Origin of the sequence: Micromonospora sp. ATA51 (genome assembly GCF_016802855.1) — a bacterium.
Classification (GTDB): Bacteria; Actinomycetota; Actinomycetes; order Mycobacteriales; family Micromonosporaceae; genus Micromonospora; species Micromonospora sicca.
Genome location: NZ_JAEVHJ010000101.1, coordinates 1 through 20,778 on the forward strand (window position 1 = coordinate 1; position 20,778 = coordinate 20,778).

A 20,778-nucleotide genomic window follows, 5' to 3' on the forward strand; every position below is an offset into this window, starting at 1 on the left:
GGAGAGCAGCGCGTTGACCCGACCCCGGTGGGCGTCGACGTCGAGCAGCGCGTTGACCCGACCCCGGTGGGCGTCGACGTCGAGGGCGCGCAGTTCCTCCGGGGTGCCGTCGGTGAGCCGCTCCGTCTCCGCCAGCGCCCGGGTGAGGTCGTCGCGCAGCGGACCGGGCGGGGTCAGGGCCAGCGCCTCGGTCAGATACCAGAGCAGTTCGTGCAGCGGTCGCATCACCGCGAACGTGTCGAACATCCGGCGCGCGGTCGCCGGGTCGGTCCGCCAGTCCCGCCCGCCGAAGGTGACCTGGGCGACCTGCTGGCCGGCGCCGAAGCAGTCGAACACCGTGCAGCCGGGGAAGCCGCGCTGGCGCAGGTCGGGGTGGATGCCGCAGCGGGAGTCCGGCCCCAGGTTCGGGCAGGGCTGCCCGGCGGGCTTGTCGAGCGCGAAGTCGGCGGAGGCGGCGAAGGCCGGCGCGACGCAACAGATGCCGAAGCAGCGCGCGCAGTCGGCGCGCAGCTCCCGCCCGGCGGTCGCCGACGACTGCTGTTGCGCGATGTCCGACACGCTGAACCGATCTCCCGCTGCTCCGAGTTGCTGAGGGTGCGCGCGGCGAGGGGGCCGCGACCGGACCCATTCTCCGCCCACCGGCCGGTCGCGGTCCCGGCGGCCCGGGCACCAGGACCGGTCGTGGCCTCCGTTCGCCCACGCCGTCGCCCCGGATCTTCGTATCGTGACCGTAACCGGCACGAAGGGCGGCGGAATGAACGAGCAGGCACGGGAGCAGGCGCTGCTCACCGCCCTGACCACCGAGCACTTCGTGCTGCAGACCTCTCGCGGCGCCACGATCGCCGAGTCGGTCGGCCGGGCCACGGTGTTCCTGACCATGCTCTCCGCCGCGCTGATCGGACTGGGTTTCGTCTCGTCCAGCGGGCAGTTGCTCAAGCCGTACCTCGGCGCGGTGGTGCCGACCCTGGTGATCACCGGTCTGTTCACCTTCGGCCGGCTGGTGCAGAACATGGTGGAGAACTCGCTGGATCTCCAGCGCATCCAGCGCATCCGCGCCTACTACCAGCGGCAGTTCGCCGGCGGGCACGACTTCTTCGCCGACGCGGTCCTCGGTGGGGACCCGCAGCGCGCCGTCTGGGCGGCGGTCGGCACCCGGCCGGGCCGCTGGCATCTGCTGCTCACCACGGCAGCGATGGTCGGTGCCGTCAACGCGCTCCTGATCGGGTTGGGCGCCACCCTGTTGACCCGGGTGACGGGTGGTTCACCGACGGTGGCCGTCGCGGTCGGGGTGGCCGTGGCGCTGGTGGCCTTCGCCGCGCAGGTCGCGTACATCCAGCGGGCCTCCATCTCGCTGATCAGGTGAGCACCGGACAGTAGGCGGCGCCCGCGCGGGCGCGGGCGCCGCGTACCGGTCAGAAGTCGAAGAGCGCACCGGTGCCGCGCCGCAGCGCGCACCGGTTGTCGAAGGTCTGGGCGTACGCCACCGGGCGGTCCTGCCAGAAGCCGACGGCGCGCACGGTGAGCGGGGCGTGTTCCCGGGTGCACGGCCCCGGGTCCACGTCCAGCGCGGCGAGGTCGCCGTCGACCCGCGCCACGAGGCGGCAGGCGGTCGTCGGGTCCGGGTGCAGGCCGCCGGCCGGGCCGCAGACCAGCACGGTGGCCCGGGACCTGGCGGTCCCCGAGTCGACGGTCAGCAGCAGCACCGAGGGCGTCTCGGGGCCGGGGCGGGGAGCCGCGCCGGCCGACCGCGGGTGGGGGGCGGCCACGGCGGCCAGCCCGCCGAGGGTCGCGGCCAGGGCGAGCGCGGTGGCGTATCGGGCGAAGGGCATGGTGACGTCCTTCCGTCTGGGCCCCAGGTGGGGGGCCGGCTGCGGCCCGGTCGTCGTGCGGCCGGGCGTGGCAAACACTAAGTGGACGGTGTGAACGCGAAACGTCACGAACTGTTACGCCGGTCGCGCCGCCACAGACCCACACAGCCGGCCTCCACCCCACCACCGCAACCTCAGACTGACCGCCACTCGTCAGAAGGAAGAGCAGACGCCTGCGGACCCATCAGCAGCATCCCCCCGTCCACCACCCACGACGCCCCGGTCACGTACGCGGCCGCGGGCGAGGCGAGGAACGCCACCACCGCCGCGATCTCCCGCGCGTCCCCCGGCCGCCCGACCGGCACCCCCGGCCGCTCCTGCGTGAACGGGTCGACGTCCTCCTGCCCGGTCATCGGGGTGGCGATCTCCCCGGGCGCCACCGCGTTGACGGTGATCCCGTCCGCCGCCAGCTCCTGGGCCATCACCTTGGTCAGCAGCCCGAGCCCGCCCTTCGCCGCGCAGTACGCCGACGAGCCGACCCGGGGCGCGTGCTCGTGCACGCTGGTGATGTTCACGATCCGGCCGCCGGCGCCGGCCGCGCGCATCCGGCGGGCGGCCCGCTGCGAGCAGAGGAACGGCCCGTCCAGGTCGACGCTCAGCACCTCCCGCCACTGCTGCCACGCCACGTCGACGAAGGGCGTGGCCATCCCGGTGCCGGCGTTGTTGACCAGCACACCGATCCCGCCGAGCCGGTCGGCCAGATCGTCCACCACCGCGGCGGCGTCGGGCAGCCGGGTCAGGTCCAGCTCGGCGACCTCGCAGCGGCGCCCGGTGGCGCGTACCTCGGCGGCGGTGTGCTCGGCGCCGTCCGGGTCGCCGTACCAGGTGATGCCGATCTCGAAGCCGGCCGCGGCGAGCGCCACCGCCGAGGCCTTGCCGATGCCGGAGTCCGCGCCGGTGACGACGGCGGTTCGGGGGTAGTCCTCGTATCGCTGGGGCATGCCGCCGCACTACCCTGACCGGACGAGCTCAACCAGGTCGGGTGTAACCGCCCCGGACCGGGGTAGCCGGGCGACATGGAGCTGGTCGAGGAGTCGCCGTACCGGTTCCGGATCGACCGGCATGATCCGATGCGGGTTCCAGGCGTGGTCTTCGCCTCCCGGTCGCTGTTGCCGGACGCCGGGGCGGACAAGTCGCTGGATCAGGTCGCGAACGTGGCCACCCTGCCCGGCATCGTCGGCGCCTCGTACGCCATGCCGGACGTGCACTGGGGCTACGGCTTCCCGATCGGCGGGGTCGCGGCCACCGACATCGAGGAGGGCGGGGTGGTCTCGCCCGGCGGGGTCGGCTTCGACATCTCCTGCGGGGTGCGGCTGCTCGCCGCCGACCTGGACCGTGCCGGCCTGCGGCCCCGGCTGGACGCGCTGATGGACGGCCTCGGCGAGGCGACGCCGCGCGGCATGGGCAAGGGCGCGGTGTGGCACCTGACCGACCGCGCGGAACTCGACGCGGTGCTGCGCGGGGGCTCCCGCCACGCCGTTGAGCGCGGGTTCGGCGTCCAGCACGACCTGGACCGGTGCGAGGACTACGGCGCGGTCGACGACGCGAACCCGGCGCAGGTGAGCGAGCGGGCGGTGGAGCGCGGCGCGCGCCAGGTCGGCAGCCTCGGCTCCGGCAACCACTTCCTCGAGGTGCAGGTCGTCGAGGACGTCTACGACGAGGCCGCGGCCAGCGCGTTCGGGCTGCGGGCCGGCCAGGTCTGCGTCATGATCCACTGCGGGTCGCGCGGCCTGGGCCACCAGATCTGCACCGACTACGTCCACGAGATGGAGAAGGTGATGCGCGGGTACGGCATCCACGTGCCCGACCGGCAGCTCGCCTGCGCCCCCGTCTCGTCCCACGAGGGGCGGGCCTACCTCGGCGCGATGGCCGCCGCGGCCAACTACGCCCGGGCCAACCGACAGCTGCTCCACCACGCGGCCCGACAGGTCTTCCACCGGGTCACCGGCAGCGACCTGGACCTGGTGTACGACATCTCGCACAACCTCGCCAAGATCGAGACACACCAGGTGGACGGCGCGCGGCGCCGGCTCTGCGTGCACCGCAAGGGCGCCACCCGGGCGCTGCCGCCCGGCCACGCCGACCTGCCGGACGACCTGCGCGGGGTCGGTCAGCCGGTGCTCATCCCCGGCTCGATGGGCACCGGCTCGTACGTGCTCACCGGCGTCCCCGGCGCACCGGCGTGGGCTTCCACCTGCCACGGGGCCGGTCGGGTGCAGAGCCGCAAGCAGGCCACGAAGGCGGTACGCGGGCACGACCCGCGGCGCGAGCTGGAGGCGCAGGACATCGCGGTGCGCGGGGCGTCCCGGCGGGGGCTGGCCGAGGAGATGCCGGCCGCGTACAAGGACATCACCGCCGTGGTGGCCGCGGCCGAGGGCGCCGGGCTGTGCCGGCGGGTGGCGCGCCTCGTCCCCATCGGCGTGGTGAAGGGCTGAGGCGGCCTCACACGTCCAGCGTCACCGCGCCGGACCAGCCGTCCCCGTCGGGGCCGAAGCGCAGCTCGTGCAGCGACACCGCCTTGGGCACCGCGCCGACCAGCTCCACGGCGTCCGTGCCGGTGGTACGCCAGCGCACCGTCAGGCCGCCGTCGTCGGCCGCCCGCACCTCGGTGCTGAGCGGCAGCTCGCCCTCCGTCTCCATCCGGAAGATCACTTCGTCGAGTACGCCCACCAGTAGGTCCGGGTCGTCGCCCGGCGGGACGTGGAACTCCCCCGTGGCCTCGGAGACCGCGCCGGTGAAGTCCACGAAGGTGTTGACCAGCGCGGTGACCGCCTCCGCGACGCACCCCTCCCGGTCCGGCGCCCACGCCTCGATCCGGACGTCGGCGGTGTGCGGCACCATGCGGTGCCCCCGCGGCGGTCGTCGCTCCATGCCCCGATCATGCCCGCCCGGCGCGGCCGGTCACGGTGAATTGTCGGCGAACGCCCGCCGGCTGCCGGCCGGGGAGATCAGCCCGGCCGAGTTCGAGGAGCTCACCGGTGGCGACGCCGGGCCGACCCGCCCGGATCCGCGGTGGTGGGCCGGCCACTGAGGGGCTCAGAGCACCGCCGGCAGGTCGAACGCGGGGAACAGCGCGTGGCCGAAGGTGGTGATCTCGGCGATCCGCCCGTCCCGCACCCGCAGCACGTCCAGCTTGAACGCCCGGAACACCGGGTCGCCGGGGCGCCGCAGGTAGCTCGCGGCGGCCGGCATCCGGTTGGCGTACGTCGGCAGCAGCCGCCAGTCGCCCTCCCGCTCCGGCCCGAAGGCCCGTTCCAGCAGCGGCGCGATGCTCGCCACCCCGTCGAAGCACATCGGCGCCGGCGGCATGGTGATCCGGAGGTCCGGCGCCGCCGCGGCGAGCGCGGCCGCGGCGTCGCAGCGTTCGTGGGCGTCGATGAATCGGGCCAGCAACTCCCGTTCCCGCTCGTCGGCCGGGTTGGCCGCCCAGTCCGCCCGCCGGGCCGGCAGGTGGGCCTGCAGGGTGGCCCGGGCCCGTTGCAGCGCGCTGTTGGCCGCCGCCACGCTGGTCTCGAGCAGCTCCGCCGTCTCCGCCGCCGACCAGCCGAGCACGTCGCGGACCAGGAAGGCGGCCCGCTGCCGGGCCGGCAGTACCTGCATGGCGGCGAGGAAGGCCAGCTCGATGGTCTCCCGGGTCACCGCCACCGCGTCCGGCTGCTCGTCACCCGGCGCGACCCGGTCCAGCAGCCGGTCCGGGTACGGCTGCAACCACGGCACCTCCGCGTACGACCGCACGGCGCGCGGCTGCCGGCCGGTGCGGCGCAACAGGTCCAGGCACACGTTGGTGGCGATCCGGTAGAGCCAGGCCCGGGGCTGCGTGCCGTCGAAGCGGTCCCGCCCCCGCCACGCCCGCAGGTACGTCTCCTGGACGGCGTCCTCGGCGTCGTCGAAGGAGGCGAGCATCCGGTAGCAGTGCACGTGCAACTCGCGCCGGTGGCGCTCGGTGAGCGCGGCGAAGTCCGGGTCGTCGGCGCGGGGTGCAGGTCGGCGGTCACGCTGCCGCCGCCCCAGCCCGGCCGACCTCCTGGACCAGCCACTCGTTGCCGTCCGGGTCGCGCAACGACAGGAAGGAGCCGTAGTCCCGCCGCTCCGGGTCCGGCCCGGGGGTCTGCACGCCGCCCGCGGTGAAGTGGAAGACCTCGCTCGGCTTCGCGCCCCGGTCCACCAGCTCCGCCCGCGCCGCGTCGATGTCCCGGACGACCAGGTGCAGGCCGCTCACCGAGCCCGCGGCGTCCGGCTTGCGCATCAGCGCGATCGAGCAGGCGGAGCCGGGCGGGGTGAGCTGTACGACGCGGAAGTCCTCGCCGGCGGAGTGGTCCACGTCCAGCCGGAACCCGGTTTGGTCCAGGTAGAACGCCTTGGCCCGGTCCACGTCCGAGACGGGCACCACGACGAGTTCGAGCTTCCAGTCCATGATCGGCCTCCCTGGCCTCGGTGACGGCTGCCGTGACGTACAACGTCCGGCCGGTCGGCGACTCATCGGTGTTCCGATGAGAATGTCACCTCGCCGCCCGCTGACGGGTCGTACCGGGTGCAGCGACCAGACACGGGAGGGGACGATGTGGACCCGCAGGAACAGATCCGACAGGTGTACGCCGCCTCGGCGGCCCGCCTGGTGGCCCAGGTGTACGCAATGACCGGCGACTACGCCGAGGCGCAGGACGTCGTACAGGAGGCGTTCGTCCGGGCCCTCGCGAGGCCCGGCCAGCTGCGCCAGGTCGACAACCCGGAGGCCTGGCTGCGGACGGTGGCGCTGAACGCCGCCCGGTCCCGGTTCCGGCGCCGGTCGATCCTGCACCGCATCGCCCGGTCCGGTCGCCTGCACCCCGCCGAGCGGAGCGCACCCGCCCTGTCACCGGACCATGTCGCCCTGGTGGCGGCCCTGCAGAAGCTGCCCCGGCAGGCCCGGGAGACCGTCGTGCTGCACCACCTCGCGGACCTGCCGGTGACCGAGGTGGCCGCCGCGATGGGCTGCTCGGTGGAGGCGGTCAAGACCCGCCTGGTCCGCGCCCGACGTGCCCTGGCCGGGCATCTCACCGACACCGAGCCGGCCGGCCCGGTCCACGCCCTCGCCGAGCGGGAGGCCCGCAATGCCTGAGCTGGACTTCGCCGGACTCAACGCCGCCGCCCAGGCCGCGTTCAAGCCGCACTTCGAGCAGGTGCGGGCCCGCGCCCGGCGCCGCCGGCGGACCCGGATCGCGGCGGCGGTCGTCGCGGCGGCGGTGGTGGCCACCGGGTCGGGGATCGCGGTCGCCCGGCCGGCGGGCAAGCCGTCCCCGGCCCCTGCCTTCGGACCGGACCGTACCCCGGAGTTCATGCCCGGGCCGCAGCCCACGCCGACGCCCGGCGCGGGCCGCCAGGTGTCGACCGGCCGGCCGGCCGCCGGCGACCTGAACCACGTCTACCTGCGCTACCAGGAGTGCCGGACCGGCTGCCGGTCCGGTTCGCGGCGACCGACGACCGTGGTCGGACCTGGCGAACCGGCCGGCTGCCGGTGCCGGACGACGCGATGGTGGACCTGCGTGCGGTGGGCCCGCGCACCCTGGCGGCCTGGTACGTCTCCCGGTCGGCGCCGAACAGCCGGTCCGCGGCCTGGACCACCAGCGCCGACGGCGGAGCGACCTGGCGGCAGGTGACCGTCCGGCGGGTGGCGGCGCTGCCGGCGGGCTGGCGGGTGCTCGACCTGCAGCCCGGTCCGAGCGACGAACCGCTGCTCGCCGTCGATCCGGCTACCGGGGACATCGCGCAGCTCGCGACGGCGTCCACCCTGCGGAACTCGACGCTCGCCGCCGGTTCGCCGGCCTCGGCCGGGCTCTGGATCAGCGGCTGGACCGGCTCGAGAGACGGCAACGGCGGCCCGACGGTCTGGACCGGCAGTGGCGTGGAGGTCAGCCGGGACGGCGGCCGGACCTGGCAGCGGCACGAGTTCCCCGACCTGCTCACCGCCTCCGACGACGTGGGCGGGGCGGCGGTGGCCACCTTCGACGGCCGCACGGTCTACGCGGTCGGCCGGGTGACCGGCAAGCTGGTGATCTGGCGCAGCGCGGACGGCGGCGACACCTGGCAGCGCGCCGCTGGCACCGCCGACGTCGCAAACCGGACTATCCGGGCGGCGGTTCGCCGGGACGGGGTCCTGCTGATCCAGGCCGGCATCTCGGCCGCCGAGAAGCCGGTGATGCTGGCCAGCACCGACGGTGGCCGCACGGTTCGCCCCACCACCCTCGGGCCGGGCGCGGACGCCCGGCCGGTGCCCGGCGGGTACGTGCAGACCGGCTGGCCGGACAGCAAGGGCGCCTGGCTCTCCGCCGACGGTCTCACCTGGTCCTGGGTGGCCCCGCCCGCACTGTGAGCACCTCGGCCGCTCCCGGCGCCCGGTGGCGCCGGGAGCAGCCGCAGGTACCTGTGCCCGGCCGGACGTCCGCACTATCCCGGCCCCGGCGACGGCTCGACCGTGCGTCGCCGCGATCCCGGCCAGCCCCACGACCGCACTGCCGGACCCGGCCGGGCAGGAAGCGGGACGGCCGGGTGCTCAGCCGGGCGGGATCCGGAAGGCCGGCTCGGTGGCGCTCAGCACGGCCGAGCGAGCCGGTGCCGACCAGACGTCGGCCAGCGCGCACTCCAACTCCGCCAGCATCCGGGGCACGTCGATGCCGGCCGACGCGTGCATCGCCTCCACGACGATCAGCACCTCGCCGGTGGCGCCCCCGACAGCCGACCGGCCGCTCTGCCGGTGCGTCCAGCGCCGCGAGTGCGCCCGCCCGGCCGAGTCCGCGAAGATCACCTCGCCCGGCTCGGGCCGCTCCTCCTCGCCGGCCAGGGTCAGGTAGCGCTCCTCGCCCGTGGCGTGCCGGACCGCCAGGTCGCCGGAGATCCGGGCGACGTCGAGCACCGCCACCGGCACGGCGTGCCCGAGGGAGACGGCGTTGCCGAGGTCGACCAGCGGGTGCAGCCGGGGCAGCGAGCCCTCCCGCCGGTAGCGGCGCAGCAGCGACTCGGCCGCGCACCGGTAGCGGGTCGGCGGCAGCCCCATCGTGGCGAAGGCCCGCCGCCAGGCCTGGATCTCCGGAAAGCCGCTCTCCGGGCCGTCGGCCAGCCGGGCCCGCGCCGCCGCGGTGAACGGCGCGAGCCGCGCGTCGACGTCCACGTCGGGGTTGATCCCGGTGGCGTGCAGGACGCCGCAGACCAGTTCCGGGAAGTCGACCATATCTGCGGGGAGTGCCGGAGACGCACGGGAGGCTCCTATCGGGCGGTGAGGGCGAGGCCGAGGCCGAGGGCGAGGAAGCTGCCGGCGAAGCCGCGGCGCAGGAACGCGGTCAGCCGGGGGCGGGCCAGCACCCGGTGCCGTACGGTGCCGGCCAGCAGCCCGTAGCCGGTGAAGACCAGCAGGGTGACCAGCATGAACACCGCCCCGCAGGCGAGCATCCGCGGCGCGGCGGCGGGCGCGTCCGGGGGCACGAACTGGGGCAGGAACGCCACGAAGAAGACGGTCACCTTCGGGTTGAGCAGGTTCATCAGCACCCCGTCGAGGACCAGCCGGGCCGTCCGGCGCGGGACCGGCTCGCCGTCGACCGGCAGCGGACCCCGGTCGCGCAGCGTCGACCAGCCCATCCAGAGCAGGTACGCCACGCCCAGCCAGGTCACGGCGCGGAACATCGGGGTGCTGGCGTGCAGCAGCGCGGCGAGCCCGGTGACTGCCGCCGCCACGTGCGGCACCAGGCTGAGCGTGCAGGCCAGTGCGGCGATGAGGCCCGCCCGGCGGCCGCCGGAGAGCCCGGCGGACAGGGTGTAGACCACGCCGGTGCCCGGGGTGGCGGCCACGACCAGCGTGGTCAGCAGGAAGGTGATGGTCACCCGTCCACCCTGCGATCACAATGGTCCGGTGGACAGGGCCAAACCAGCGACGACTGACCGGTCCATAACGGCGGGCTCGGATTTCCTCCAGCTCGACGTCGGCTAGGCGCCTCCCGGAGCTCGCGGACTGGCTGGCCGCCCGGCTGCGCGGGGCGATCGCCGACGGCCGGGTGCCGGTGGGCGCCCGGCTGCCGGCCAGCCGGGTGCTCGCCGCCGAGCTGGGCGTCTCCCGGGGCGTGGTGACCGAGGCGTACCAGCGGCTGACCGAGGACGGGCACGTGGTGGGTCGGGGTCGATCCGGCACGGTGGTCGTGGCCGTCCCGGCCGCGGTGCCCGCCCCGCCACCCACACCGCCGGCGCCGACCGAGGTCTTCGCCGACCGGCCCGGCACCGACGTGTTCGACGCGCTCCGTACCGCCCCGGCGGAGCTCGACCTGACGCCCGGCGTACCGGATCTGGCGGCCTTTCCCCGCGCGGCCTGGCTGCGCGCGGAGCGGGCGGTGCTGCACCGGCTCACCCCGGCGGCGTTCGGTTACGGCGACCCGACCGGGACGCCCGCGCTGCGGCTGGCCGTCGCCACCTGGCTGGCCCGCAGCCGGGGCATCCGGGTCGACCCGGCGGAGGTGATGATCGTCGCCGGGGTGTCCCAGGCGCTCGGCCTGCTCGCCCAGGTGCTGCACGACGACGGCATCCACACGGTCGCGGTCGAGGACCCGGGCTCCCTCGGGGTACGCCAGCACCTGCGCAACTGGGGGCTGGACACCCCGCCGGTCGCGGTCGACGCGCACGGGCTGCGGATCGACGACCTGGCCGCCACCGGCGCCCCGGCGGTGTTGCTCACCCCGGCGCACCAGTTCCCGACCGGGGTGGTGCTCGACGGCGAGCGGCGGCGGGCGCTGATCCGCTGGGCACAGCGGGGCGGCCTGGTCGTCGAGGACGACTACGACGCCGAACACCGCTACGACCGCCCGCCGGTGCCGGCCCTGCGGGCCATGCTGCCGGAGCGGGTCTGCTACACCGGCAGCGTCTCCAAGCTGCTCGCCCCGGCGCTGCGGATCGGCTGGGTGCTGGTGCCGCCCCGGTACCACGCGGCGCTGGTGGCCGCCAAGCGGATGGCCGACCTCGGCAATGCGGCGTTGCCCCAACTCGTGCTGGCCGAGCTGATGGACTCCGGCGCGCTGGAACGGCACCTTCGGCTGCTGCGGCGCCGGCACGTCCGCCGGCGGGACGCGATGATCCGGGCGATCGGGCGGCACCTACCCGGGGCGGTGGTGCACGGCGCCGCCGCCGGCCTGCACCTGCTGGTCACCCTCGACCCGGGGCTGTCCGACGTGGACCTCGCCGCCGCGGCCCTGCGGCGGGGCGTCAAGGTGCAGCCGCTGTCCTGGCACGGGCAGCGACCGCAGCCCCCCGGCCTGGTCCTCGGCTACGCCGCGAACGCCCCCGGCGACATCGAGCGGGGGGTCGCCATCCTCGGCGCCACCCTGCGCGGGCTGCGCTGAGGCGGGCCGGCACGCCCGCGCCGCCGCGACCGGCCGGTCAGCCCACCGCGGGCGCGAGTTGCGTCGGCGCGTAGAGCGCGGCCAGCGCGGCGGCCGTGTCGGCGAGGCGGGCGTGCAGTTCGGCGGGGGAGACCACCTCCACCTCGGCGCCGAGCCGGAGGAAGTCGCCGTGGGCGTGGGTGAGCGACTCGATCGGCACCACCGCCCGCACCCAGCCGGCGTGGTCCGGCGGGCCGGCGCTGCGGTCGACGGCGGCGACCACCGCGTCGCTGCCGATCTCCCGCAACCGGTCCCGGCCCGCGGGGAGAGCCGGATGGTCGCCTCGTCGCGGTGCAGCCGGGCCCGGAACTCCACCACGTGCGCCCGCCACCAGGCCGGCAGGTCGAAGTCGGCGGGCCGGCCGAAGCTCTCGTCCAGGGTGGTCAGGTCCAGGATCTGGTTCACCCGGTACGTGGCCGGCTCGGCGCGCTCGGGTCGGGCGGCCACCACGTACCAGCGGCCGCCCTTGAGCACCAGGCCGTACGGCTCCAGGGTTCGGGTCACCTCGCCCCGCCAGCTCCGGTAGCGGACCCGGATCCGGTGCTGCCGCCAGACCGCGTCGGCGGTGGGGGACAGGTGCGGGGACGGGTCGCCGTCGGAGTACCAACCGGGGGTGTCCAGGTGGAACCGCTGCTGGAGCTCGGCGGCCCGGTCGGCCAGCGGCGCCGGCAGCGCGGCCCGCAGCTTGAGCTGGAGGGTGGCGACGACCGACTCGTAGCCCAGCTCGGCGGCCGGCCCGGGCAGTCCCGCGAAGAGCAGCCGGTCCGCCTCCTCGGCGGTGAGCCCGGTCAGCCGGGTCCGCCAGCCGTCGACCAGCCGGTAGCCGCCGGCGTGCCCGGCCTCGCCGTACAGCGGGATCCCGGCGGCGTGCAGCGACTCGACGTCCCGGTAGACGGTCCGGACGGAGACCTCCAGCCGCTGCGCCAGCTCGGCGGCGGTGAGCCGGCCGTGGGTCTGGAGCAGCAGCAGGATCGACAGGAGACGACTGGCCCGCATCCACTGACAGTAGCTGTCAGGGGAGTGGTTGTACCGTCCCGGCATGGCATTTCGCGACAAGGAGTTGACCGTGCCCGGGACCGTCGAGGTCGCCGGACGGCACGTCAAGCGCTACCACATCGACCAGCCCGACCACCGGCTCGAACCCGAGGTGGTGACGGCCGCGTACGCGTACCTGCCCCGGCTGCTGCCCGGGCCCGACGGCGGCACCCCGCCCGCGAGCTGGGTGGTGCTGCACCGGGGCGCGGACAGCGGCGCCTACCTGCTGGCGTACAGCTGGTTCTGGGACAATGTGGTGGAATGCCGCATCGCGGTCGCCGGCCAGCCCGCCCTGGACTGCCCGGACGACGACCCGGCGCACTTCGTGCCGATGCCCCGCCCCGGCGTGGGCTGCGTCTGGGAGCTGGGCGTGCTGGAGCACGAGCGGACCGCCTGGGTCCGCCACATCCTCGCCCCCGACCGCCCCGACCTGGCCGGCTACCTGGCCGACAGCCGCACCGAGGGGCCGGTGGGATTCTGATGGGCGACTTCGACTTCCTCGTGGGCACGTGGGACGTGACCAATCGGCGGCTGAGGCAGCGACACGTCGGCAGCGACGAGTGGGACGAGTTCCCCGCCACCTCGGTGGCGCATCGATTCTTCGACGGCGCCGGCAGCTTCGACGAGATGCGCTGCCCCAGCCGGGGTTTCTCCGGCTCGACCGTGCGCATCCTCGACCCGGCGACCGGGCTCTGGTCGATCTACTGGATGCACAGCCGGCGCGGGATCCTGGAGCTGCCGCCGGTGGTCGGCCGGTTCGTCGACGGGGTGGGCACATTCTTCGCCGACGACACCGACGAGGGGCGGCCGGTCCGGTGCCGGTTCATCTGGTCGGGGATCACGCCGACCTCCTGCCGTTGGGAGCAGGCGTTCTCCACCGACGGCGAGCGCACCTGGGAGACGAACTGGATCATGGACTTCACCCGAGCCGGCGGCGAGCCGGATCAGGCCGGCGGCGGGCAGGTCGTTCGGTAGATCGCGGTCAGCCAGACCTCGAGCAGGACGTCCACCACGTCCCGCTCGGCCACAGCCGGGCCGTCGCCGGCGAAGGTGGCATACCAGACCCGTTCGTTCATGGAGTTCAGCGCGATGGCGAGGTCCCGGGCGGGCAGCCCGTCCGGGGCCGCCCCGCGCCGGCGTTCCCCCTCGATGGCGGTCTCGACCGCGTGCACCCAGCGCTCCAGCACGGCGGCCCAGAGCCGGCGTACCTCGGCGTTGGTGCCGCGCACCTGGGCGCAGGCGAGCACCACCGCGCGGTGGCCGCCGAAGGTGGCGTGGAACCGGCCGATCAGTTCCCGCCAGCGGGCGCGCGGGTCCTCGGCGAGTCGGTCCAGCACATCGCCCGCGGCCGCGTCCGCCTCCTCGATGACCCAATCGAGCAGGGTGAGCAGCACCGCGTCCTTGGACCGGAAGTAGAAGTAGAACGTCGGCCGGGAGATGCCGGCGCCCCGGGCCAGGTCGTCGATGGAGATGTCGGCGAAGGCACGCTCCGCCAGCAGCCGCTCGGCGGTGCCGAGGATGGCCAGCTCCCGGTCGTCGCCGGTGGAGCGGCCGGGGCGCCGCCCGCGCGTCGGTGCCCCGCCGGACGACGTACGGGCGATGGTCATTGGTCGATGCTACACCCGCTCGACACCGTGTCGATCTCATTCGACAGGGTGTTGACTGGCGTCGACGGCGGTGGATAGTGTCCGGAGCACTGCCGCGCGGAACGGGAGGAGCGACTAGTGGTCAGCTTCCTTTCTGCATCTGTCTGTAATGGACTGTTGTGGGTAGCGTGTATCGGATTGGCGAGTTTGCCGAGCGGGTGGGCCGGTCGGTGAGCACGGTGCGTCGGTGGGAGGCGGAGGGGCGGATCACCGCCCGGCGTCTGCCGCCGGGGCAGCGGTACTTCGCCGACTCCGGTGTGCGCAAGGTGCTGCAGCCAGGCTTCGACGCCGACCGGCGGTTACTGCCGGGTGTCGTCTCCGCGCCAGAAGGCAGATCTGGCCTCGCAGGTCGTGCCGATGCAGCAGTTCTGCCAGGCCCGCAGTCTGGCCGTGGACGAGTGGGTCAGCGAGATCGGCGGCGGGATGAACCTGTGCCGCGAGAAGTTCCTGCCGCTGATGGACGTGGTCGACCGGGGGGAGTTCGGCACGCTCGTGGTGGCGCACCAGGATGGGCTGGCCCGGTTCGGCTTCGACTTCGTGGAGCACGTGGCGGCTCGCAGCGGCTGCGAGATCATGGTGGCCAACCAGGAGACATTGTCCCCGCAGCAGGAGATGGTCGAGGATCTGCTGGCGGTCGTGCACACCTTCTCTTGGGCCGGCTGGACAGGCTGCGACGCTACGAGAGGGAACTCAAGGGGGCCGACCTGACCGTGGTGGGCGACTGGTGAAGGTCACCCGGATCGCGTACTCGACGGCCCTGAACCCGGGCAAGTATGCCGCCCTGGTGGAGCAGGCCCGTCGGTTGGGTCGGGTGCGCAGCGAGGTGTGGCAGCGGTATGGGTCGATTGCCGGGGTCGGGTCCGGGTTGAGGGATCGGCAGGTGCGGGACCGCTGGCTAGCCGACGGGACGCACGTGACGTTTGGTGTGCTGGCGAACGCGTGGAAGGAATCCGTCCGCGACGCGATGGCCGACATCGCGGCGAACCTGGCGGCGGCGAAGGTTCAGGTGCGTCGGGCGGCCTCCCGGCGTGCCACCGATCCGGCCGAGCGGAAGCGGATGTTGAGCGCGCTGGCGGCCGACCGGTGGGCTGGCGACCCGTTCCTGGCTCGCCAGATGCGCAAGCACTGGAAGCGGGGCCGCAACCGCACGCACGATCACATCGTTGTGCGCGCGGACCAGCACAACACCCTCACCGATGGGCGCGGCCGGTTGTGGCTGGCCGTACCCGGCCTGGAACGCCGCCAGAAGGTCAGAATCCCGCTGTCCACGACCGTCGCCCCGACTGGGACACTGCGGCTGATCCTGCGCGGGGGCCGGGTCGAGGTGCACTACCAGATCGACGCATCGCAGATGCGGTCGTCGCAGCGGCCCTGCGGCGACCGGACGATCGGCGTGGACAAGGGCTACACCGAAGCCCTCACCGACTCCGACGGTACCCACCACGGCACCCGCCTCGGCAAGCTGCTGACCGCCGAGTCGGACCGGCTGAAGCAACGCAACCGGCGCCGGGCGAAGCTGCGCTCAATCGCGAACACCGCCGCCCTCCGCGGTGACCACGCGAAGGCGCACCGGATCAGGTCCAACAACCTCGGGACCGTCAAGCGGGACCGACGGGCCGCCCGCCACCGCGCGCAGGTGCGCACGGAGATCTTCACCGCAGTGCACCGGGTCGTCGACAAGGCCGCCACCGTGGTCGCCGAAGACCTCACCAAAAGGATCGCCGGGCGCAAGAGGCTCGGCAAGAACGTCAACCGGCGCCTCGCCGCGTGGACCAAAGGGGTCACCGCCGAGGCGCTGACCAACGTGTCGGAGCGCAGAGGTTCTGCGCTCGTGCACGTCAACGCCGCCTACACCTCACAAGCCTGTCACCGCTGCGGCCGGTTCGGCCGACGCAGCGGGGACCGGTTTCACTGCACCCGATGCGGGGTGGTTTGGCAGGCCGACGTGAACGCCGCGATCAACATCCTGCAGCGAGCAGGCGACCCCGACATCGCCCTGCACACCCCGCAACAGAAGGTGAAGCAGATCCTGCGGGACAGGACCGATCGCCACCGGACCAGACTGCCGGTCCAGGACTCCAGCCCGGCCACACCCGCCGAGCGGAGAGCGAACCATCCGAACCCCTTAGCAATGAGCAACTAGTAGGAAGCAGATGTCATGGCCTCCGACCACGTCGACGTGCTCATCGTCGGTGCCGGGCTCTCCGGCATCGGCGCCGCCGTGCACCTGCGGCGCAACTGTCCGGAGAAGACCTACGCGGTGCTCGAGGCCCGCGGGGCCATCGGCGGGACCTGGGACCTGTTCCGCTACCCGGGCATCCGCTCGGACTCCGACATGTACACCCTCGGCTACTCCTTCAAACCGTGGACCGACCCGAAGGCGATCGCCGACGGCGACTCCATCCGCGCGTACGTCCGGGACACCGCCCGCGAGTACGGCGTCGAGCAGCACATCCGCTTCCACCACCGGGTCCTCCGCGCCGAGTGGGACAGCGCCCGCGCCCGCTGGACCGTGCACGCCCGCCGCGACGACACCGGCGAGGAGGTCGTGCTCACCTGCGCCTTCCTCTTCACCTGCTCCGGCTACTACCGCTACGACGCCGGCTACACCCCGGACCTTCCCGGCGTCGACCGGTACGCCGGCCGGCTCGTGCACCCGCAGCACTGGCCCGAGGACCTGGACTACACCGGCAAGCGGGTGGTGGTGATCGGCAGCGGCGCGACCGCGGTCACCCTGGTGCCGGCGATGGCCGAACGGGCCGCCCACGTCACCATGCTGCAGCGCTCACCGACGTACGTCATCGCGCTGCCCTCCCGTGACGTGCTGGCCGACGCGCTGCGGCGCTGGCTCCCCGCGAAGGCCGCGTATCCGGTGGTGCGCTGGAAGAACGTGCTGCTCGGGGTGGCCAACTTCCAGCTCAGCCGGCGCGCCCCCGCCGTGATGAAGAGGCTGCTGCGCCGCGCGGCCAAGGGCCGCCTGCCGGTCGGCTACGACGTCGACCGGCACTTCTCACCGCGCTACAGCCCGTGGGACCAGCGGCTCTGCGTCGTCCCGGACGGCGACCTGTTCGAGGCGGTCAAGGCCGGTCGGGCGGCGGTGGTGACCGACACCATCGACACCTTCACCGAGCACGGCGTCCGGCTCACCTCCGGAGCGGAGCTGCCCGCCGACATCGTGGTCACCGCCACCGGCCTCAACCTGCTCGCCCTCGGCGGCATGACGCTCGCGGTGGACGGGCAGGAGGTCGACCTCGCGGGGACCGTCGCGTACAAGGGCATGATGCTCTCCGGCGTGCCGAACTTCGCCATGACGATCGGCTACACGAACGCCTCCTGGACACTCAAGGCCGACCTGGTCGCGACGTACGTCTGCCGCCTGCTGCGCCACCTCGACGCCACCGGCCAGCAGATCGTCACCCCGGTCCCCCCGGCCTCCGGCGCACTGGAGCCGCTGATCGACCTGAAGTCCGGGTACGTGCTGCGCGCGGTCGACCAGCTGCCCAAGCAGGGGCCGGTGGCGCCCTGGCGGCTGCACCAGAACTATCCCCGCGACGTGCTGCTGATGCGCCACGGCCGGCTCACCGACGAGGGCGTCCGGTTCGCCCGTGCCGGCGCACCGACCGACTCGCCGGCCGGGCCGGTCGCCGACCCCGCCGTGGGCACCCCCGCCGAGACCCCCGTCGTCTGACCCAGAGGAGCATCGGATGCGCGACTTCGTCTTTCCCGGCGGCACCGCCGTGGTCACGGGGGCGGCCAGCGGCATCGGCGAGGCCCTGGCGCACGCCCTCGCCCGGCGCGGAGCCGACCTGGTCCTGCTCGACCGGGACGCCGAACGGCTCGACGCGGTGGTCGCCGCGATCCGCGCCGCCCACCCCGAGCGGCGGATCGACACCCACCTGGTCGACTTCGCGGACGCCGACGCGACCGACCGGGTGGCCGCGGCGATCCGCGCGGCGCACCCGCGGATCCGGCTGCTGGTCAACAACGCCGGCGTCGCGCTGGGCGGCCGGTTCGACCAGGTCACCCTCGACGAGTTCCTCTGGGTCGTCGACATCAACTTCCGGGCCGTGGTCCGACTGACCCACACGTTGCTGCCCGCGCTCAAGGCCGAGCCGGGCGCCCACCTGGTCAACGTCTCCAGCCTCTTCGGGCTGATCGCGCCCGCCGGGCAGGCCGCCTACTCGGCGAGCAAGTTCGCCGTCCGCGGCTTCACCGAGGCGCTGCGGCACGAGCTGGCCGACGACGGCGTCGGGGTCACCTCGGTGCACCCCGGCGGCATCCGGACCCGGATCGCGCAGAGCGCCCGGGTGGGCAGCGGAGTCTCCCCGGAGGAGTACGAGGCCGGCCGCAGACAGTTCGAGAAGCTGCTTTCCATCGACCCGGCGAAGGCCGCCGAGGTGATCCTGCGCGGGGTGGAACGCCGCCGCGGGCGGGTGCTGATCGGCTGGTCGGCGAAGCTGCCCGACCTGCTGGCCCGGCTCGCCCCCGCCTCGTACCACCGGGTCCTGGCCGTCGGTCTCAACCGGAGCGCCGGCGGCCCCGCGGCCCGCTCGACGTCCCGGCTGGAACCCGCTGCGGCGCCCGGGCCGGCAGCGACGACGGACCCGGTGCCCACGCCCACAGCGACGGCGGACGCGGTGCCCACGCCCCGGCCGGCGGTCGACCCGGTGACCCCCGAGACCGCCCCCGGACGCCCGGCGTGACCCTCTCCCTGCCGCGCGCCGCCGAGCTGACGGTGGCCGGGCGGCGGGTGCGCTGCCGGATCTCCGGCGCCGGGCCGGCCGTGGTGCTGCTGCACGGCATCGGGCGCACCCTCGACGACTTCACCGCCCAGCACGAGCTGCTGGCCGCCGACCACCGGGTGGTCAGCGTCGACCTGCCCGGCCACGGCGGCTCCGCGCCGCTGGACGCCCCGCACACCCTGCCGGCGCTCGCCGCGGCCGTCGCGGAGTTCCTCGACGCGGCCGGCGTCGACCGGCCGGCGCATCTGGTCGGCAACTCCCTGGGCGGGGCGGTGGCGATGCGGCTGGCCGCCGACGAGCCGTCCTGGGCGGCCAGCCTGGCGCTGGTCAACAGCGCCGGGTTCGGCCGTGAGGTGACCGTCGCGCTGCGACTGCTCGCGCTGCGCCCGCTCGGCCGGCTGCTGCTGCGTCCCCACCCGGCCATCGCCCGCCGCACCGAGCTGGCGATCTTCCGCGACCCGGCGTACGCCACCGAGGAGCGGATCGCGACCGCGCTCGCGGTGGCCGGGCAGCCGCACGCCGCCCGGGTGATGCTGGAACTGGTCCGCGGCCTCGGCACCTGGCGGGGCGTACGACCACAGTGGCGCGCCGAGCTGCTCGACGCGGTCGCCGCGCTGGACGTCCCCACGCTGGTGGTCTGGGGCGACCGGGACCTGATCCTCCCCGCCACCCACCTGACCGCCGCCCGGTCCCGGCTGCCCCGGGCACGGACGCATCTGTTCGCCGATACCGGGCACATGCCGCAGATCGAGCGGGCCGAGGAGTTCCACGCGCTGCTCCGCGACTTCTGGGCCGGCGCCGCCGGGCCCTGACGAGTCACGTGGGCCGGCGCCGGGTCGCGGCTGGCTGCGGGACGGCCGCCGGCCAGCCGGCGGGATGCCGCGTGTCAGGCGGGGACGTCGGTGGCCTGGCGGTGCCGCAGCACCAGGGTCACCGCCACCAGGACGAAGAGCAGGGCGGCGAGCGCCGGCACCGGCGCCGGCAGCCGGGGTGTGACCAGCGCCAGCAAGGACACGATCGGGAAGAGCACCAGCCCGAGGCCGCGCTTCCAGCGCAGGTGCAGCGCCCAGAGGGTGACCAGGAATACCGCGACGGGCACCGCCACTGTGTACCCGGCGGTCCGGCCGGAGACGTGGGCGGCGTGCAGGTCGTGGTCGACCGCGACGGCCAGCCCGGCGCCCACCGCGGCGATCGCCGCGAAGATCAGGTAGTGGCCGTACCCCCAGAACAGCGCGCCGCGCAGGCGGGACGGCGGTAGCTGCCCAGGACGATCGAAGTAGAGCCACCAGAGCGCGAAGACGATCACCATCCCGGCGGCGGCGAGCCGCCACAGCTCCGGGTTTCCGGCGTCCACCCCGCGCTGGATCGCCACCGAGATGGACAGGATCGCCTCGCCGAGCACGATCAGGGTGAACAACTGGTACCGCTCGGCGATGTGGTGCGGGTGCCAGCCGGTCTTGCCGTGCCGCTCGGCGACCACCGGCACCAGCACGTCGGCCAGCGCCAGTACCAGGAACGCCGGCATGCCCCAGCCGTCCGGCAGGGCGAGCCGCAGCAGCCAGCCGAGCTGGACGACGCCGACCCCCACCGCGTACGCGATCGCGGTGTCCCGGCGGTCCGGGTTGGCGGCCGCCGCGCGCAGCCAGTTGACGATCGTGCCGAGCCGCATCACCACGTACCCGTAGGTGATGGTGGTGAAGTCCGCGTCGGTGAACGCGCGTGGCACGCCGGCAGCGAGGATCAGCGCGCCGGCGATCTGCACCAGGGTGGTGACCCGGTAGACGTCGTCATCGGTGTCGTAGGCGGAGGCGAACCACGTGAAGTTCATCCAGGCCCACCAGATCGCGAAGAAGACCGTCAGGTAGCTGACCAGCGCGTGCCCGAGGTGGTTCTCCGCCAGGTCGTGGTGCAGGCTGTTGGACGCCTGGGCCACCGCCACCACGAAGCAGAGGTCGAAGAAGAGTTCCAGCGGCGTGGCGGTCCGGTGCGGCTCGTCGGGCCGGCGGGTGGACGGCGTGGCGGTCATTGGCGGCACGATCTCGGAGCTGGCCCTCCTCCGGTTGGCTGAGATGGTGCCGGTGGTGGTCGTCGCGGG

Annotated in this window: 22 protein-coding genes and 3 pseudogenes; 13 read left to right on the plus strand and 12 right to left on the minus strand. The window is 74.2% G+C overall.

Annotated elements, in window-relative coordinates:
* Positions 1-549 (minus strand): annotated as a pseudogene (locus tag JNW87_RS17365) (pentapeptide repeat-containing protein); the annotation flags it as partial.
* 175 nt (positions 550-724) lie between these two features.
* Between JNW87_RS17365 and JNW87_RS17370 the strand changes: the two are divergent.
* Positions 725-1,363, plus strand: coding sequence for a hypothetical protein (locus JNW87_RS17370; RefSeq protein ID WP_236648721.1), 639 nt, complete (start codon positions 725-727; stop codon positions 1,361-1,363).
* 49 nt (positions 1,364-1,412) lie between these two features.
* Here the strand turns inward: JNW87_RS17370 and JNW87_RS17375 are convergent, their stop codons facing one another.
* Together JNW87_RS17375 and JNW87_RS17380 are read right to left on the minus strand one after the other, a co-directional pair.
* Positions 1,413-1,829 carry an SSI family serine proteinase inhibitor gene (locus tag JNW87_RS17375; RefSeq protein WP_238454054.1) on the minus strand — a complete coding sequence of 139 codons (417 nt, stop codon included), beginning with the start codon at positions 1,827-1,829 and terminating at the stop codon, positions 1,413-1,415.
* Between the two features lie 173 nt (positions 1,830-2,002).
* Positions 2,003-2,809, minus strand: a complete 807-nt coding sequence (locus JNW87_RS17380; RefSeq protein ID WP_238454055.1) for an SDR family oxidoreductase — start codon at positions 2,807-2,809, stop codon at positions 2,003-2,005.
* Positions 2,810-2,884: 75 nt separating this feature from the next.
* Between JNW87_RS17380 and JNW87_RS17385 the strand changes: the two genes are divergently transcribed.
* Positions 2,885-4,303 carry an RtcB family protein gene (locus JNW87_RS17385; protein ID WP_109800158.1) on the plus strand — a complete coding sequence of 473 codons (1,419 nt, stop codon included), beginning with the start codon at positions 2,885-2,887 and terminating at the stop codon, positions 4,301-4,303.
* Between the two features lie 7 nt (positions 4,304-4,310).
* Here the strand turns inward: JNW87_RS17385 and JNW87_RS17390 are convergent, their stop codons facing one another.
* Positions 4,311-4,739, minus strand: coding sequence for an archease (locus tag JNW87_RS17390; RefSeq protein ID WP_109800159.1), 429 nt, complete (start codon positions 4,737-4,739; stop codon positions 4,311-4,313).
* On the opposite strand from JNW87_RS17390, the gene JNW87_RS17395 reads away from it, so the two are divergent.
* Positions 4,738-4,899: a hypothetical protein gene (locus JNW87_RS17395; RefSeq protein ID WP_161557763.1), complete on the plus strand. Its 162-nt coding sequence runs from the start codon at positions 4,738-4,740 to the stop codon at positions 4,897-4,899. The two genes, JNW87_RS17390 and JNW87_RS17395, sit on opposite strands and share 2 nt — an antisense overlap.
* Positions 4,900-4,904: 5 nt before the next feature.
* Here JNW87_RS17395 and JNW87_RS17400 read toward each other — a convergent pair whose 3' ends face one another.
* Complete coding sequence (locus JNW87_RS17400) at positions 4,905-5,879, minus strand: RNA polymerase subunit sigma-70 (RefSeq protein ID WP_238454061.1); 975 nt, start codon at positions 5,877-5,879, stop codon at positions 4,905-4,907.
* Positions 5,860-6,282: a VOC family protein gene (locus JNW87_RS17405; protein ID WP_109800161.1), complete on the minus strand. Its 423-nt coding sequence runs from the start codon at positions 6,280-6,282 to the stop codon at positions 5,860-5,862. Before JNW87_RS17405 ends, JNW87_RS17400 begins: the two co-directional genes overlap by 20 nt.
* A 147-nt stretch (positions 6,283-6,429) precedes the next feature.
* Between JNW87_RS17405 and JNW87_RS17410 the strand changes: the two genes are divergently transcribed.
* Both JNW87_RS17410 and JNW87_RS17415 read left to right on the plus strand, forming a co-directional pair.
* Positions 6,430-6,966 (plus strand): RNA polymerase sigma factor, encoded by a 537-nt coding sequence (locus JNW87_RS17410; RefSeq protein ID WP_109800162.1) that lies wholly within the window; start codon positions 6,430-6,432, stop codon positions 6,964-6,966.
* Between the two features lie 321 nt (positions 6,967-7,287).
* Positions 7,288-8,217 (plus strand): sialidase family protein, encoded by a 930-nt coding sequence (locus JNW87_RS17415; protein WP_238454056.1) that lies wholly within the window; start codon positions 7,288-7,290, stop codon positions 8,215-8,217.
* Between the two features lie 180 nt (positions 8,218-8,397).
* On the opposite strand, the gene JNW87_RS17420 is transcribed toward JNW87_RS17415, so the two are convergent.
* Both JNW87_RS17420 and JNW87_RS17425 read right to left on the minus strand, forming a co-directional pair.
* Positions 8,398-9,072 carry a B3/4 domain-containing protein gene (locus JNW87_RS17420; RefSeq protein WP_238454057.1) on the minus strand — a complete coding sequence of 225 codons (675 nt, stop codon included), beginning with the start codon at positions 9,070-9,072 and terminating at the stop codon, positions 8,398-8,400.
* A 35-nt stretch (positions 9,073-9,107) separates the two neighbouring features.
* A complete protein-coding gene (locus tag JNW87_RS17425; protein WP_109800165.1) occupies positions 9,108-9,719 on the minus strand; it encodes a LysE family translocator in 612 nt (203 codons plus the stop codon).
* A gap of 176 nt (positions 9,720-9,895) precedes the next feature.
* On the opposite strand from JNW87_RS17425, the gene JNW87_RS17430 reads away from it, so the two are divergent.
* Entirely contained in the window at positions 9,896-11,221 is a 1,326-nt protein-coding gene (locus tag JNW87_RS17430) for a PLP-dependent aminotransferase family protein (protein ID WP_238454058.1), read from the plus strand.
* 37 nt (positions 11,222-11,258) lie between these two features.
* On the opposite strand, the gene JNW87_RS40690 is transcribed toward JNW87_RS17430, so the two are convergent.
* Both JNW87_RS40690 and JNW87_RS40695 read right to left on the minus strand, forming a co-directional pair.
* The gene (locus tag JNW87_RS40690) at positions 11,259-11,591 is read right to left on the minus strand and encodes a WYL domain-containing protein (RefSeq protein ID WP_309233964.1); all 333 of its coding nucleotides are present in this window, start codon (positions 11,589-11,591) and stop codon (positions 11,259-11,261) included.
* Positions 11,564-12,301 (minus strand): annotated as a pseudogene (locus JNW87_RS40695) (helix-turn-helix transcriptional regulator); the annotation flags it as partial. The gene JNW87_RS40690 and the pseudogene JNW87_RS40695, both read right to left, overlap by 28 nt.
* Between JNW87_RS40695 and JNW87_RS17440 the strand changes: the two are divergent.
* Positions 12,300-12,776 carry a hypothetical protein gene (locus JNW87_RS17440; RefSeq protein WP_109800168.1) on the plus strand — a complete coding sequence of 159 codons (477 nt, stop codon included), beginning with the start codon at positions 12,300-12,302 and terminating at the stop codon, positions 12,774-12,776. The pseudogene JNW87_RS40695 and the gene JNW87_RS17440 sit on opposite strands and share 2 nt — an antisense overlap.
* The gene (locus JNW87_RS17445) at positions 12,776-13,270 is read left to right on the plus strand and encodes a hypothetical protein (RefSeq protein ID WP_109800169.1); all 495 of its coding nucleotides are present in this window, start codon (positions 12,776-12,778) and stop codon (positions 13,268-13,270) included. Before JNW87_RS17440 ends, JNW87_RS17445 begins: the two co-directional genes overlap by 1 nt.
* Here the strand turns inward: JNW87_RS17445 and JNW87_RS17450 are convergent.
* Positions 13,240-13,902: a TetR/AcrR family transcriptional regulator gene (locus JNW87_RS17450; RefSeq protein ID WP_109800170.1), complete on the minus strand. Its 663-nt coding sequence runs from the start codon at positions 13,900-13,902 to the stop codon at positions 13,240-13,242. The genes JNW87_RS17445 and JNW87_RS17450 overlap by 31 nt on opposite strands.
* A gap of 158 nt (positions 13,903-14,060) precedes the next feature.
* Between JNW87_RS17450 and JNW87_RS17455 the strand changes: the two are divergent.
* The 5 genes and pseudogenes from JNW87_RS17455 to JNW87_RS17475 all read left to right on the plus strand — a co-directional run bounded on the left by JNW87_RS17455 (position 14,061) and on the right by JNW87_RS17475 (position 19,495).
* Positions 14,061-14,669: pseudogene (locus JNW87_RS17455) on the plus strand (IS607 family transposase).
* A complete protein-coding gene (locus tag JNW87_RS17460; protein ID WP_109800171.1) occupies positions 14,666-16,084 on the plus strand; it encodes an RNA-guided endonuclease TnpB family protein in 1,419 nt (472 codons plus the stop codon). Before JNW87_RS17455 ends, JNW87_RS17460 begins: the two are co-directional and overlap by 4 nt.
* A 15-nt stretch (positions 16,085-16,099) precedes the next feature.
* The gene (locus JNW87_RS17465) at positions 16,100-17,629 is read left to right on the plus strand and encodes an NAD(P)/FAD-dependent oxidoreductase (RefSeq protein ID WP_109800172.1); all 1,530 of its coding nucleotides are present in this window, start codon (positions 16,100-16,102) and stop codon (positions 17,627-17,629) included.
* Positions 17,630-17,645: 16 nt separating this feature from the next.
* A complete protein-coding gene (locus tag JNW87_RS17470) occupies positions 17,646-18,644 on the plus strand; it encodes an SDR family oxidoreductase (RefSeq protein WP_238454059.1) in 999 nt (332 codons plus the stop codon).
* On the plus strand, positions 18,641-19,495 hold the full coding sequence (locus JNW87_RS17475) for an alpha/beta fold hydrolase (RefSeq protein ID WP_238454060.1): 855 nt from the start codon (positions 18,641-18,643) through the stop codon (positions 19,493-19,495). The genes JNW87_RS17470 and JNW87_RS17475 overlap by 4 nt, the downstream gene beginning before the upstream one ends.
* A 74-nt stretch (positions 19,496-19,569) precedes the next feature.
* Here JNW87_RS17475 and JNW87_RS17480 read toward each other — a convergent pair.
* Positions 19,570-20,778: low temperature requirement protein A (locus JNW87_RS17480; protein ID WP_309233963.1), on the minus strand; the 1,209-nt coding region annotated here is incomplete at its 5' end.